Genomic DNA, 13,366 nt, shown 5'->3' with positions numbered 1-13,366 from the left:
GCCGTGCCCATGCAACCCTGCAGTCCCCAACGGCAGGAGAACGACGATGCAGGCGCTGACCTATCACGGCCGTAAGGATGTCCGCGTTGAGACCGTCCCCGATCCGGTACTTGCCGCAGAAGACGACATCATCCTGCGTGTCACCGCCACCGCCATCTGTGGCTCGGACCTGCACCTGTACCGGGGGAAGATCCCGGATCTGCACACCGGCGATGTGCTGGGCCACGAGTTCATGGGCATTGTGGAAGAGGTTGGCAGGGGCGTAACCCAGGTGCGCGCCGGCGACCGGGTGGTCATACCGTTCGTGATTGCCTGCGGCGAGTGTTTCCACTGCCAGTTGGCGGAGTATGCCGCGTGCGAAACCACCAACCCAGGCAAAGGCGCGGCGCTCAATGCGAAGGGATTGATGCCACCAGCCGCATTGTTCGGATACAGCCACCTCTACGGCGGGGTCGCTGGCGGCCAGGCAGAATTCGTGCGTGTACCCAAGGCCAATGTCGGCCCCCTGCGGATTCCGGATGGCGTGGCCGATGAGCAGGTGCTGTTCCTGTCCGATATCCTGCCGACCGGCTATCAGGCCGCGCTCAACGCAGGGGTGAAGGCGGGCTCGACGGTAGCGATCTTCGGTGCAGGCCCGGTTGGCTTGATGAGTGCCGCCTGTTGCCGCCTCCTGGGTGCGGAAACCATCTTCATGGTGGACCATCTGCCGTATCGGCTGGACTTCGCGCAACGCACCTATGGTGTCACGCCGATCGATTTCGGCAAGGTGGACGATCCGGCGGATTACATCGTCAGCCAGACCAGCGGCCGGGGCGTGGATGCCTGCATCGAGGCGGTCGGGTTCGAGGCGGAGGGCAGTTCGCTTGAGACCGCGCTGACAGCGGTGAAGCTGGAAGGCAGCAGTGGCGTAGCGATCCGCCAGTGCATCGCGGCCGCCCGGCGGGGTGGGGTGGTCAGCATTCCCGGGGTCTACGCCGGTTTCGTTCATGGCTTCCTGCTGGGGGACGCATTCGACAAGGGCCTGACCTTCAAGATGGGGCAGACCCATGTGCAGGGCCTCATGCCCGAGCTGCTGACCGCCATCCTGGAGGGCAAGCTGGACCCCGGCAACATCATTTCGCACCGGTTGAGCTTGGCCGAAGCCGCGCAGGGCTATGCCATGTTCGATGCGAAGGACGATGACTGCCGGAAGATCGTGCTGACCCCGTGACAAGCGACCCAGCGAGCGGTACGCCGCTGACCCCTGACAGGCGCTACATCGTGGTGCGCGGGCGGCTCTGGCGCGCGACCAACCCGAATCTCACCGCCATCGAACGTGCGCGGTGGGTGGCGGCGCTCATGGACGCGCGGCGCGCGGTGCAGGCCGCGATGAGGAGCGGAGAAGCGGCGGCGCTGCGGAATGCACGCCGCGCGGTGGATGCGGCTAAACGAGGTCTCGGCGAGCGTGGCCCGGTGTGGTGGACAGATGGTGGCAAGGACTACAACCGCTACCTGGTAAAGAATACGCCGTACGCGAGCTGGTTCGACGGTCTTTGAAGGGGAGGGAGGCAGCTCAGTCTTTCGACCCTCGACGACCTCCCGTCGGATCGACCTCAGGTCGCTCGTAGTCGTCGGGATGTGCCGTCTCGTTCTGTTCCGGCATGTCCTTGCCTTTCTTCCAGCTCTGGTCGGTACGGACCTTGTCCGGCGTATGCGCCTTGTCCTGGTCGCTGGCGTCGCCCGTGGGGTTGAACGGTAGCTTGCTCATCGGAGGAATTCCTTGCGGTGGGTGCAGTTTCAGCGCTGTAACGGTTGTCTGCCACGGCTCTGGGCCAGCGTCTGGTTCACTGCTTCCTGAAGTTGCGGGATGTGGAACGGCTTGGCGACGAAGCGTGCTTTCTGGTGTCGGGCTGGCACGACCTGATCGTAGACGGCGGAGGCGAACAGGAAGGGCACGCCCAGCTCCGCCAGCCGGTCAGCGACCGGGAACACCACGCCGTCGCCGAGCTCGATATCAAGGATGGCGGCATCGAACTGCTCGTTGCGCAGCAGGCTGAGTGCCTCGAATACGCTTTCAGCGTGCGTGATGGTGTTCCCCTCGTTGGACAGCGCATCCTCAACCAGTTCAGCCAGATCCAGCTGATCCTCTACCAATAACAGGCAGTGCTCCTGCGTCTGTTCATTTCCATACTTCTGCATACGCAGGTCGTGCTCGTATTGTCATGTTGCCCCTATGTTCCGCTTCCGGGCATCAAGCCAGCGGCTGGCTGCCGTGTGCGCGGCGCGAAGGTCGCATGACCCGATGGATGCGGGTCGCAGTCGGCGGACGGACGTGAACCGCCCTGGTAGATGCCCACCTTGGTGGGCCGTAGGGCCAGGGCGCCAGTCAAGGTTGGCACCTACCGAAGCGCGTCCAGCCACCGGGAGCCGCCTTGGTAGATGCGCACCTTGGTGGGCCGTAGATCCAGGGTGCCAACCAAGGTTGGCATCTACCGAAGCGTGTCCAGCCACCGGGAGCCGCCTTGGTAGATGCCCACCTTGGTGGGCCGTAGGGCCAGGGGCCAACCAAGGTTGGCATCTACCGGAGCCATCGCGGGCGATCACGCTGTGTTGGTTTTCTGCGCGCCACACTGGACCACCCCCTTCACAGGATCCAGCATGAGCCAGGTATTCATCGTCGGCGCAGCCGGCAAGGTCGGCCGTTCCCTTGTCGAGCAGGCCAGCGCACGTGGCCATCGCGTACTGGCCCTGCATCGCGGTCAGGACCAGGCCGCCGAACTCACCGCCCTCGGCGCCGGCCCGGTGCAGGGCGATCTGCTGCAGCTGGATGTCGCCGCGCTGGCGGCGCTGATGAAAGGCTGCGACGTGGTGGTGTTCTCGGCCGGTGCCGGTGGCAAGGGCGGCGCGTCGATGACCGACGCCATCGATGGGCGCGGACTGGAACTGGCCGTGGCCGCGGCACAGGCCGCGGCCGTGCCGCGCTTCCTGCTGGTGTCGGCCTTCCCGGAAGCCGGTCGTGGCAAGCACCTGTCGGATACGTTCGAGAACTACATGGTGGTGAAGAAGCGTGCCGACGTGCACCTGGCCGAAAGCCCGCTGGACTGGGTGATCCTGCGCCCGGGCACGCTCACCGACGAACCGGGCACGGGCCGGGTGCGTGCCGGCCTCGCCATTCCCTACGGCAACATCGCCCGCGCCGACGTCGCTGCCACGCTATTGGCATTGATCGAACACCCGCAGCTGCGCCGCTGCATCATCGAACTCACCGAGGGCGAAACCCCGGTGTTCGATGCATTGCAGGCGCTGTCGCCGGCATGAGGGCTTGACCACGACAACGCGCTGACGCAGCATCGGGCGCATGGTCCTCCGCGCCGCCGCCGTCACTACCACCACGACTGCCCCTGGCAGGTCGTGAGGTCGTTACGTGACGTGATGTAGCGCCGCCCCTCAGGACCCCGCCAGTCATGGACGGGGTCTTCTGTTTCTCCGTCCGTGCCCACCCCACAGGAGAAACACCATGAGCCCATCCCGAATCCCCCGCCGCGGCCTGCTGGTCATCGACATGCAGCACGGCCTGTTCAACGGCGCGCATTGCCCTTACCGCGCTGACGAAGTCCTGGTCAACATCAATGCGCTGATCGACCGCGCACATGCCGCCGATGCCCCGGTGTTTGCCGCACGCCACGTCGGCCCCGCAGGCTCGCCGCTTGCCAGCGACAGCCCGCTGTCGCAGCTGCTGGCTGGCCTCGCCATCGATCCGGCGCGCGACACCGTGTTCGAGAAGACGCGGCCCAGCTGCTTCTTCGAGACCGGCCTGGTCGAGCGACTGGCCGCGGCCGGCGTCGAAGAACTGGTCATCGTCGGCATGAAGACCGACTACTGCGTGGATACCACCTGCCGCGCCGCGCGCGACCTCGGCGTTGCGGCCGTGCTGGTGGCCGACGCGCACACCACCACCGATTCGGCCGTGCTTGAGGCGCAGACCATCGTCGAGCATCACAACGCCACGCTGCGCGGGGCGTTTGTCAGCCTCGTCGCCAGCGCAGACTGCACGTTCGCGGCAGGGTAAGCTCCAGTCAACGAAGTCAGCCAGGAGGGCAGATGGGACCGATGACCCAGACACGGACACTCCGCAACAGCCTTGTGCTGATGCTGCTGTCCGCAGTGGCAGGCTGCAGCACAACGGGGGGCGGTGATCGCCATCCTGCGCCACAGCTGCGGGCGGTAACGCTGACGCCTGAAGCGTCGACGGTCTGGTTGACCGCTGCTTCCATCGGCACCATCGAGCCCATCGGCTCGTGCGTCTACTTCGTTACTGGATCGGGTCAGCGCCTTCTTGCGCTGTGGCCGGACGGCTTCGAGCTGGAAAGAAAGGACGGCGTGGCCGTGGGCGTGCGCTACACCCGAACCGGCAAGGGTGTGGCCTTCGGCACGACGCATACTTTTGGCAGCGGCGCACTGTCCGCATTGCCGGGCAGCCTGGCCGACCCCCTGCCTGCAGACTGCAGCGGGCCGGCCACGATGCTCTGGTTCGACTGAGACCTGCGCAGCCTCAGCGCTGTTCGTCCTTGCGCGCGCTCAGTTCACGGTCGGCGCGCAGGAACACCGCGCTGGTGCTTTCCTCGCCGGTACCGCCGGCGGCGCCCAGCAGCAGCGGCCGGGCCAGCCGCGAGGAGGCATCGTCGGCCACCGCCTGCAGCGCCGCCAGGGTGTCGCTGGCCTGGTCGCTGCCCAGCACCGCGATGAACTCGCCGCTGCCGGTGACCCGGTTGATGCTGTCGCCGCGCGTGGCATCCAGGCACTGTTCCAGCGCCACATCCAGCTGCTGCAGCTGGCGCTCCAGGCTGCGCTCGCCCATCTGCTCGGCCAGGGCCGCCAGGTCCTGCAGCTCGAGGATGACCACGGTGCAGGCGGTGCCGGTGGTGGCGTGCGCGGCTTCCACCAGCGGGCTCTGCTCGAGGATGGTCGCCACTTCCTGCTCGCGCTCGCGGCTGCGCGCTTCCATCAGGTTCATGGTCAGCCGGGCCAGGGCCTGCAGGGCGTCACGCTGCTCGGCGCTGAGCGAACGCGGCGTCAGGTCCACCACGCAGACGCTGCCCACCGCCGCGCCCTCGCGGGTGACCAGCGGCATGCCCGCATAGAAGCGCGCACCCATCTCGTTCAACACCGGGTTGTCGACGAAGCGGCTGTCCTGCTTCAGGTCGCCCACTTCCAGCAACTGATCGGGCTGGCGGATCGCGTGGTCGCAGACCGCCACGTCGCGGTCGGTTTCGCTGCCCTCCACGCCGATGCGCGCCTTGAACCATTGGCGGTCACGATCGATCAGGGTCACCAGCGCCATCGGCGTACCGCAGACGGCGGCGGCCACCTTCACGATGTCATCGTAGGCCGGCTCGGGCAGGCTGCCGACCACATGCAGCGCATCCAGCGCGTGCTGGCGTTCGGTTTCAGTGAATGCGGCAGAAGAATGATCCGTCATGGTGATCCTGGGCAGTCAAAGGACGTGATCCATGCTAGAACAGGCCGGCGTCCAATGGATGAACCACCCCCGCAGCGGCCCGGGTTTCGGGCAGAATCGCCGGCATGGACCGGCCGGAAGCGTGATGCGTCACGCCGCAGGGCCTTTGCACTGCCCACTCATGGAACGAGGACACGCCATGGTTGTTCGCCCCTTGCTGCTGTCGGGTTGGCTGCTGGCTGCAGCGCTGCCTGCGGCAGCACAGCAGATCCGCTCGGCCACCGGACCCGCGCCCAGGCCGCTGCCCGCCGCACCCCGGCCGGCGCACAACTCGATGGCCAAGAGCACGACGCCGTTCAACTGCGACCAGTACGCCTGGCCGAACCACCCGCATCCCGGCATGAAGGCGTACTGCGCCAGCGTTGAAGCCGGCATCCTGCAGAATGAAGCGCGCCAGGCCGGTCGTCCCGGTCCGTCCGCCGAGGTGGGCGTGCTGCCTGCGCTCGGTTCGGCCGAGGCCAAACGCACCGGCACGGCCTGCATCGGCGGGCAGGCCTTCCGCCGGGTGGCCAACGGGTGGGAACAGATCTCAGCCCCTGCGGGCGGCTGGCTGCGCTGCCGCGAGCGCTAGCCGCCCTTTGCCGCCGGCGGCGGCAGCGACAGCGACTGCAGGTCCACGCCGCTGCGCAGGATCTGCAGCGCCCCCAGCGCCAACGCATGCATGCCCTGGGCGAACTCGCGGTCGACCTCACTGGCGTCGCGGGCGCGCGTTCCTGCGGGCACGGCGTCCTTGCCGGTACCGGCGTACAGCGTGTCGGCCACGGCGATGCAATGGAACGCCACGGTCGACATCAACCAGCGTGCCTGCTCCACCGGCAGGGCATACGCTGCTGCAACCTCGCTCTGATGCCCGGCGATGCGCGCACTCATCGTGGGTGACGCCACCGAGCGCCGCAGCAGGTAAGGGGTCAGCCCGGGGTGTGCGATCACCAGATCGCGCAGCGAAGCGATGAAGTCGATCAGGTAGTCCGGCAGCGCCTGCCCATCGCCCCGCTCGACAGGTGGCATCTGCCAGCGCTCGAAGATGGCTTCGGCCACCGCGACTTTCAGCGCCTCCAGGCTGGCGATGTGGTTGTAGAGCGTCATGTGGGTCACCCCGAGTGCGCCCGCAAGCCCGACGAAGGTCAGGTCGCGCAGCCCCATGGCCATGCCGGCCTCGACGATGCGTGCATGGCTGAGCTTCTTCGGGCGTCCGCGCGTCGGTGCCTGTTCGCTGTCTTTCATCGGCGGCTTGACCATTTATTTTATAGTAATGATAATTAATCGCACCACGCCGCGCACCACCTGCGCGCGGCGTGATCGTAGCAATTGCGCCTCACCGCTCCCAGCCAGGCATCGGCCCAGCCAGCAACCCCGCCTGCACCCGTCCATCCGGAATCTGCCGGACCCATGACCAGGGCGCAGGCCTCGTCATACCCAGGTACACCCATGACGTCCGATGTCCGTTGCCATGCTCCCTTGTCCTGCCTGCGCGCAGGCCGAGCCACCCCGCTGCTGCTTGCGCTGGGCGGCGTTCTCATCCTTCCCGCGCCTTCGGCGCTTGCCCAGGCCATCGCCGCCGCCACCGACCGCGCGCCGCAGGTGTCCACCCTCGATTCGGTGAACGTGCACGAGCGCCGCACCGTCACCGACCCCTATGCCGGCGGGCAAGTGGCGTCGGGCGGGCGCGTGGGCCTGCTCGGCAACCGTGATTTCATGGATACGCCGTTCAACACCATCAGCTATACCGAGGCCTACATCGCCGATCGGCAGGCACGTGACATCACCTCGGTCATCGCGGCCGCAGATCCGACGGTGTTCACCAACAATGCCTCCGGCGCGTGGAGCGAGAACTACGCCATCCGCGGGTTTGCTTCCAGCACCACCGACATGACCGTGGACGGCCTGTTCGGCATGGCGCCGTTCTATCGCACGTCGCCGGAAATGTTCGAGCGGATCGACGTGCTGAAGGGACCGTCGGCGCTGCTCAACGGCATGCCGCCGGGCGGTTCGGTAGGCGGCACCATCAACCTGGTTCCCAAGCGTGCGGACGATGCGCCGCTGACCCGGCTGAGCGTGGACCATGGCGCCGACGCGCAGTTCGGCGGCCATGTGGATGTCGGCCGCCGCTTCGGCAACCGCAATCAGTGGGGCGTGCGCTTCAACGCCGTGCACCGCGAAGGCGAGGGTGCCATCCGCCACCAGGACAAGGCCTACCAGCTGGGTTCGCTGGCCCTGGACTGGCGCGGCGAGCGCAGCCGCGCATCGCTGGACCTCTACACTGCCGAGGATCTCATCCATGGCCCAACCCGCGGCGTCAGCCTGGATGTTGGCGTGGCGGTACCGAAGCCGCCGCGCGCCGATGTGCTCATCAACCCCGAATGGGGCAGGGTGGAGAGCCGTGACAAGGGCGCGATCCTGCGCGGTGAAGTCGACTTCAACGATCACCTGATGGGCTATGCGGCCTTCGGTGCCAGCGAGACGAACTACCGTTACAACGGTGCCATCAGTGCGTTGGTGCTCAACAACGCCGGTGATTTCCGCACGACCGTGGCCCAGCTGGCCTTCCACACCCGCAAGCAGTCGGCTGATGTGGGCGTGCGCGGCAGCTTCCAGACCGGCCCGGTCAGCCACCAGCTGGCCGCCAATGCCACCGCCTACCAGCACAAGCAGGACGACTACGGCCGCCGCAGCGTGCCCGAGGCCAGCTGGGTGACCAACCTCTACGCGCCCACCTGGAACGAAGCGCCGGCGTTCATCACTCCCCACATCATGCATACCGAGGTGAAGCTGCGCAGCGTGGGCGTGGCCGATACCCTGGGGTTCGCCGACGATCGCGTGCAGGTCACGCTGGGCGTGCGTCGCCAGCAGGTGCAGAGCGATGCGTTCGACATCAACACCGGTGCACTGTCTTCGCGCTACAAGCAGAGCGCCACTACCCCGGCCGCCGCGCTGCTGTTCAAGCTGGGCGGCAAGGTATCGCTGTATGCCAACAGCATCGAGGGCCTCAGCCAGGGTGCGACCGCGCCGACCACGGCCGCCAATGCCGGCGAAGTGTTCCCGCCGTTCAAGACACGGCAGAAAGAACTTGGCCTGAAGCTCGATGCGGGCCGCTTCGCACATTCCTTCAGCCTGTTCGAGATCAAGCGGCCCAATGGCTACACCGATCCGGTCTCGAACATCTATTCGTTCGGCGGCGAACAGCGCAACCGCGGCGCGGACTGGAGCTTCTTCGGTTCACCGCTGGACGATGTACGCCTGATGGGCGGCGTGGCCTACGTGCAGCCCAAGCTCACGCGCACCCAGAGTGGCATCAACGAAGGAAAGCTGGCCACCGGCCTGCCGAAGGTGCAGGGTAAGATCACCGCCGAATGGGATCTGCCGATGCTGGAAGGCTTCAGCCTTAATGCGGGCATCACCTCCATGTCCCGGCAGTTCATCAGTGCCGACAACACGCAGTGGGTGGCCGGGCACACCGTGTACGACCTGGGGGCGCGCTACGCGACCCGTCTCTCCGGCCGCCCGCTGACCCTGCGCGGCACGATCAACAACCTGACCAACACGGCCTACTGGGGCCAGCCCTTGCTGTCCAGCCTCGCGCTGGGTGCACCGCGGACCTTCACGCTGTCGGCCACCGTCGATTTCTGATGGGAGGGAGCGCAGGCTTCAGAGCCTGCCTTCGGCCATGTAACGCGCGGCGCCCTGGTCGACCAGCGCCTGCAGCTGTTGCAGCAACGGGGCGTCCCAGTGCTCGAAGTTGAAGCAGGATTTGCCCTGCATGTGTTGCTTCAGCGCGGGGCTGATGCCTGCCAGCAGCTCGGGAAAGTCGTAGACGGGCATCAGGTGGAAGGCGTGCCTGCGCCCGGACACCTTCACTGCAGCGAAGAACTGTGCCTTGCCGTTGGCGCCCGGCCTGCGGCAATTGGCGTAGAAATGCTGGTCTGTATCGTGGACGACGAGCAGGCCGTCGCCATGGCGCAGCAGCATCTGCCGCAGGGCGCCGAAAAGGTCGGGCGGGACCGTGCCGGTGGCCGCCGTGGGTGTCGCCTGGGTGCGCGTCATGGGAACCTCCCGGCCTGGGACACTGCGGGTTGCCGTTGCGCGCACCGTAGCATGGGGGAGGGATGCGATCCGGACAGGCCTGCCGGATCGCCCCTTCGTGGGGTTCAGGCCTTGGCCACAGCCTGGATCAGCACTGCAGCCGCTTCGGCCGACGAGCCCGGGTTCTGGCCGGTGACCAGCAGGCCATCGCGCAGCACATACGAGCTCCAGTCCGGGCCCTTGCTGTAGTCACCGCCCAGGTCCTTCAGCATGTCCTCCACCAGGAAGGGCACGACGTTGGTCAGGCCGACGGCGTCCTCTTCGGTGTTGGCGAAGCCGGTGACGTGCTTGCCGGCGACCAGCGGCGTGCCATCGGGTGCCTTGACCTGGCGCAGCACGCCCGGCGCATGGCAGACCAGGCCGACCGGCTTGCCGCTGGCAACGAACGCTTCGATCAGTGCGATGGAATGGGTGTCGTTGGCCAGATCCCACAGCGGACCGTGGCCGCCCGGGTAGAACACCGTGTCGAAGTCGGCGGCATTGACGCTGTCCAGGCGGACGGTGGCGGCCAGCTGCGCCTTGGCGGCGGCGTCGGCTTCAAAGCGATGGGTCAGCTCGGTCTGGAACGCCGGCTCGTTGCTCTTCGGGTCCAGCGGCGGCTGGCCACCCTTGGGCGAGGCCAGCACGATCTCCGCACCCGCATCCTTGAAGGCGTAGTAGGGCGCAGCCAGTTCTTCCAGCCAGAACCCGGTCTTGTGCCCGGTATCACCCAGCTGGTCGTGCGAGGTCAGAACGATGAGGACTTTCATGGTGGTGCTCCTGTTGGGAGAGTGGTGCAGTAGACCGGTCGTCTAGTATCCGGTCGCAAAAAAACACTTCGTTGGAAGTGTGGCGTACGCACCCCTCGCTCAGCGTGAGGGATGCAGGATCTGTCGGGTGGCGCGCTGCGCGTTGTCGAAGGGCTGCGGCCCGCGCACGATCTTGACCATGATGCTGGCGCCCAGCCACAGCTGGTAGAGGCTCTGCGCCAGCGCGGACGCATCGCCGCTGCAGGCCAGCGAGCCATCGGCCTGGCCGCCCTCGATCGCCCGTGCCAGCCGCTGGATGATGCCGGCGGTGCCGCTGCGCAGCGCCGCACGCATCGCCGGCGACAGGTCCGCAACTTCCGCACCCAGCTTCACCGCAAGGCACTTGCCCTGGCAGTCCTCGAAGGACTGGCTGGCCATCCACGCGGCGAAGTAGCTGTCCAGCTGCTGGGCCCTGGTCTGGCCACCGGCGCGGAAGATCTGGTCCATTTCGGCCAGGTACTCGTCGAAGTAGTCCTGCAGCAGGGCCTCGCCGAAGGCTTCCTTGGAGCCGAAGTAGTGGTAGAACGAGCCCTTGGGCACGCCGGCAGCGGTCAGCACCTCGTTCAGGCCGACCGCCGAGAAGCCCTTGCCGCCCATGGTGCGGCGGCCGCTGGCCAGGATCTTCCGGCGGACGTCGGTGCCTGCGGTGTCGGTGGCGGAGTTCATGGGAGCGACGATACGCGCGATTAGACCGGTCGTCTAGTGAGTTGTGCGGTACGCGCATTTTCCGTTCAGCATCGCCAGACCCTACTTTCGCGGCATGGCCCGGGCACCGGTGCCGGTGCTAGGTTCCAGCAACGCAGGCAGCCGCTACGGAACACGATGACCCTCGCTGGAAGTGCGCCCCATGACACGCCGCACCGGGTGATATTTGCTGGCATCTGCGCACTCGTCCTCACCGTGGGCCTCGCCCGTTTCGCCTATACGCCCATGCTGCCGATCATGAAGGCGCAGGCGGGGCTGGGGTATGTCGCCGCGGGTTGGCTGGCCGCCATCAACTACGCCGGCAACATGTCCGGCACCGTGCTGGCCGCGATGGCCGGCGATCTGCGCCGGCGCTACGTGCTCTATCGAATCGGTCTGGTGGTGGCGGTGGCCAGTACCGCAGCCATGGGCCTGACCAGCAACCCCGTGGCCTGGGGCGTGCTGCGTTTCCTGTCGGGCCTGTCCAGCGTGGCCGGGCTGTTGCTGGCCTCGGGTCTGGTGCTGAACTGGCTGCTGCAGCACGGGCGCCGCCCGGACCTGGGCCTGCACTTCACCGGCATGGGGCTGGGCATCGTGGTGTCCGGTGCGGCGGTGGTCCTCACCCTGCCGGCACTGCCCTGGTCCGGGCAGTGGATCGCGCTCGGCGTGCTTGGCGTGCTGTTCTTCGTGCCTGCCTGGTTGTGGATGCCCGCGCCGGTATCCGCATCGCCCACCGCCGCTGCACAGGCCGTGCCACCGCCCTCGACGTCGCGCAACTGGATGCGCCTGCTCAATGCAGCCTATGTGTGTGCGGGCTTCGGGTTCGTCATCGGCGCCACCTTCATCGTTGCCATCCTCGAACGATTGCCCCCGCTGCAGGGCAGGGGCGGCTGGGTCTGGGTCATCGTCGGCGTGGCTGCATTGCCGTCCACCTTCATCTGGGACCGCGTCGCCCGCCGCTTCGGCGCAACCCGGGCGCTGCTTCTGGCCTATGTGCTGCAGGGCGCGGGCATGCTGCTGCCTGCCGTATCCTCCAGCGCGCCGGTCAACCTGCTGTCGGCGGCCCTGTTTGGCGCTACGTTCGTGGGCATCGTCAGCCTCACCCTGGCCCTGGTTGGCCGCCATGTGCCGTCCAACCCCTCCAGGGCGATGGCGCGCATCACGCTTGGGTATGGCGTGGCCCAGATCATCGGGCCGATCATCGCCGGGTACATGGCCAGGGCGACCGGCAGCTACCAGGGCGCACTGCTGGCGACGGCGGTGTTGATGGGCTGCGGCGCACTGCTGCTTCATGTCGCGGATCTGCGGGATCGCGGGAGGAGTTGAGGCCCCAGGCACCTTGCGGCACGCGCGGATGCGTTGCCGGCTACAACGATACATTTCGCCAGATTTCACCAATTGATAACCAATCGCATTTGGAATAGCATTCCGTCCGCCAGCCCCGGACCTTCGTCTCGCCAGCGCCCACGCTCACCGACACGAAGGCCCCATGAAGACTCTTTCCCTGCTCGCCGCCGTCGCGCTGGCGATGGCTGCATCCCTGCCGGCATACGCCCACACGCCTTATCTGGTGCCCAGCAGTTTCGCGCCACGGGCGGGGCAGACGATTGCCATGGACGCCTCGTTTGCCGAGACCTTCTTCATTCCGGAAACTGCGTTCGATGACAGCCAGTTCACGGTGACCGGCCCGGACGGCACGCAGGCGCCGCTGGCCTCGCAGGTGATGAAAACCCGCACCGTGGCCGAGTACACGCTGCCAGCAGGCACGGGCACCTACCGCCTCAGCACCGGCCCGCGCCTGGGTGCGCTGTTCCGTACCTGGGAACACAACGGCAAGCGCGAGAGCTCGCGCGACCCGGCGGTGAAGATTCCGGCCGGGGCGAAGGTGATCTCCGATTTCCAGTCGCTTACCCAGGCCGACAGCTACATCACCGTGGGCAACCCGGACCGCGCCGCGCTGGCCCCGCGCAACAAGGGCGTGGAGCTGGTGCCGGTCACCCATCCCAGCGATCTGTACGTGGGCGAAGCCTTCGAGTTCGTCGTGCAATACGACGGCACGCCCCTGGCCAACCAGGCCGTGGAGATCACCGAGGCGGCGTGGAGTTCGGATCGCACGCCGCGGGTGGTCAACCTGAAAAGCGATGCTGCCGGGCACGTGCGCTTCCCGCTGTCCGCCGCAGGCACCTGGGTCGCACTGACCCGCCACCGCACGGCCGCACCGGCCGGTGCGCCGGTGGCCGAATACAGCAACAGCGTGACGCTCACGTTCCACGTGCTCAATCCCTGATTTCCCCGTAACACCGCCTTCGAGGTCGAC

At 67.0% G+C, this 13,366-nt stretch carries 16 protein-coding genes; 9 read left to right on the top strand and 7 right to left on the bottom strand.

Translation table 11 applies throughout. The features are described 5' to 3' along the window. The first annotated feature begins 46 nt into the window (after positions 1 to 46). Entirely contained in the window at positions 47 to 1,210 is a 1,164-nt protein-coding gene (locus tag IAE41_RS01160) for a zinc-dependent alcohol dehydrogenase (RefSeq protein ID WP_200731687.1), read from the top strand. Next, positions 1,207 to 1,536 carry a hypothetical protein gene (locus IAE41_RS01155; RefSeq protein WP_200731686.1) on the top strand — a complete coding sequence of 110 codons (330 nt, stop codon included), beginning with the start codon at positions 1,207 to 1,209 and terminating at the stop codon, positions 1,534 to 1,536. Before IAE41_RS01160 ends, IAE41_RS01155 begins: the two co-directional genes overlap by 4 nt. 16 nt (positions 1,537 to 1,552) lie before the next feature. On the opposite strand, the gene IAE41_RS01150 is transcribed toward IAE41_RS01155, so the two are convergent. Both IAE41_RS01150 and IAE41_RS01145 read right to left on the bottom strand, forming a co-directional pair. Beyond that, complete coding sequence (locus IAE41_RS01150; protein WP_079221965.1) at positions 1,553 to 1,747, bottom strand: hypothetical protein; 195 nt, start codon at positions 1,745 to 1,747, stop codon at positions 1,553 to 1,555. A 29-nt stretch (positions 1,748 to 1,776) separates the two neighbouring features. Continuing rightward, entirely contained in the window at positions 1,777 to 2,178 is a 402-nt protein-coding gene (locus tag IAE41_RS01145; RefSeq protein WP_079221964.1) for a response regulator, read from the bottom strand. 459 nt (positions 2,179 to 2,637) lie between these two features. Between IAE41_RS01145 and IAE41_RS01140 the strand changes: the two genes are divergently transcribed. The 3 genes from IAE41_RS01140 (at position 2,638) to IAE41_RS01130 (ending at position 4,518) form a co-directional block, all read left to right on the top strand. Continuing rightward, positions 2,638 to 3,297 carry an NAD(P)H-binding protein gene (locus IAE41_RS01140; RefSeq protein WP_079221963.1) on the top strand — a complete coding sequence of 220 codons (660 nt, stop codon included), beginning with the start codon at positions 2,638 to 2,640 and terminating at the stop codon, positions 3,295 to 3,297. Between the two features lie 199 nt (positions 3,298 to 3,496). Further along, positions 3,497 to 4,048, top strand: a complete 552-nt coding sequence (locus IAE41_RS01135; protein WP_200731685.1) for a cysteine hydrolase family protein — start codon at positions 3,497 to 3,499, stop codon at positions 4,046 to 4,048. Between the two features lie 32 nt (positions 4,049 to 4,080). Beyond that, positions 4,081 to 4,518 carry a hypothetical protein gene (locus tag IAE41_RS01130; protein WP_159095353.1) on the top strand — a complete coding sequence of 146 codons (438 nt, stop codon included), beginning with the start codon at positions 4,081 to 4,083 and terminating at the stop codon, positions 4,516 to 4,518. A gap of 13 nt (positions 4,519 to 4,531) precedes the next feature. Here IAE41_RS01130 and IAE41_RS01125 read toward each other — a convergent pair whose 3' ends face one another. Beyond that, the gene (locus IAE41_RS01125; RefSeq protein WP_200731684.1) at positions 4,532 to 5,458 is read right to left on the bottom strand and encodes a GAF domain-containing protein; all 927 of its coding nucleotides are present in this window, start codon (positions 5,456 to 5,458) and stop codon (positions 4,532 to 4,534) included. Positions 5,459 to 5,636: 178 nt separating this feature from the next. Here IAE41_RS01125 and IAE41_RS01120 point away from each other — a divergent pair, with 178 nt between their 5' ends. After that, complete coding sequence (locus tag IAE41_RS01120; RefSeq protein WP_234458201.1) at positions 5,637 to 6,068, top strand: hypothetical protein; 432 nt, start codon at positions 5,637 to 5,639, stop codon at positions 6,066 to 6,068. On the opposite strand, the gene IAE41_RS01115 is transcribed toward IAE41_RS01120, so the two are convergent. Beyond that, entirely contained in the window at positions 6,065 to 6,721 is a 657-nt protein-coding gene (locus IAE41_RS01115; protein ID WP_200731682.1) for a TetR/AcrR family transcriptional regulator, read from the bottom strand. The genes IAE41_RS01120 and IAE41_RS01115 overlap by 4 nt on opposite strands. Before the next feature lie 204 nt (positions 6,722 to 6,925). On the opposite strand from IAE41_RS01115, the gene IAE41_RS01110 reads away from it, so the two are divergent. Continuing rightward, positions 6,926 to 9,124, top strand: coding sequence for a TonB-dependent siderophore receptor (locus IAE41_RS01110; protein ID WP_200731681.1), 2,199 nt, complete (start codon positions 6,926 to 6,928; stop codon positions 9,122 to 9,124). Between the two features lie 18 nt (positions 9,125 to 9,142). Here IAE41_RS01110 and IAE41_RS01105 read toward each other — a convergent pair whose 3' ends face one another. The 3 genes from IAE41_RS01105 to IAE41_RS01095 form a co-directional block, all read right to left on the bottom strand. Then, entirely contained in the window at positions 9,143 to 9,538 is a 396-nt protein-coding gene (locus IAE41_RS01105; RefSeq protein WP_200731680.1) for a hypothetical protein, read from the bottom strand. Positions 9,539 to 9,642: 104 nt separating this feature from the next. Next, positions 9,643 to 10,326: a type 1 glutamine amidotransferase domain-containing protein gene (locus IAE41_RS01100; protein ID WP_200731679.1), complete on the bottom strand. Its 684-nt coding sequence runs from the start codon at positions 10,324 to 10,326 to the stop codon at positions 9,643 to 9,645. A gap of 99 nt (positions 10,327 to 10,425) precedes the next feature. Then, positions 10,426 to 11,031, bottom strand: a complete 606-nt coding sequence (locus tag IAE41_RS01095) for a TetR/AcrR family transcriptional regulator (RefSeq protein ID WP_200731678.1) — start codon at positions 11,029 to 11,031, stop codon at positions 10,426 to 10,428. Between the two features lie 156 nt (positions 11,032 to 11,187). Here IAE41_RS01095 and IAE41_RS01090 point away from each other — a divergent pair, with 156 nt between their 5' ends. Together IAE41_RS01090 and IAE41_RS01085 are read left to right on the top strand one after the other, a co-directional pair. Then, entirely contained in the window at positions 11,188 to 12,375 is a 1,188-nt protein-coding gene (locus IAE41_RS01090; protein WP_200731677.1) for a YbfB/YjiJ family MFS transporter, read from the top strand. Positions 12,376 to 12,538: 163 nt separating this feature from the next. Next, positions 12,539 to 13,336 carry a DUF4198 domain-containing protein gene (locus tag IAE41_RS01085; protein ID WP_200731676.1) on the top strand — a complete coding sequence of 266 codons (798 nt, stop codon included), beginning with the start codon at positions 12,539 to 12,541 and terminating at the stop codon, positions 13,334 to 13,336. The last annotated feature ends 30 nt before the right edge of the window (positions 13,337 to 13,366 follow it).

The organism is Stenotrophomonas sp. S39 (assembly GCF_016624665.1).
Taxonomy (GTDB): Bacteria; Pseudomonadota; Gammaproteobacteria; order Xanthomonadales; family Xanthomonadaceae; genus Stenotrophomonas.
The sequence above is the reverse complement of the archived record's forward strand: the minus strand, read 5'-3'. Positions and strand labels throughout refer to the sequence as shown.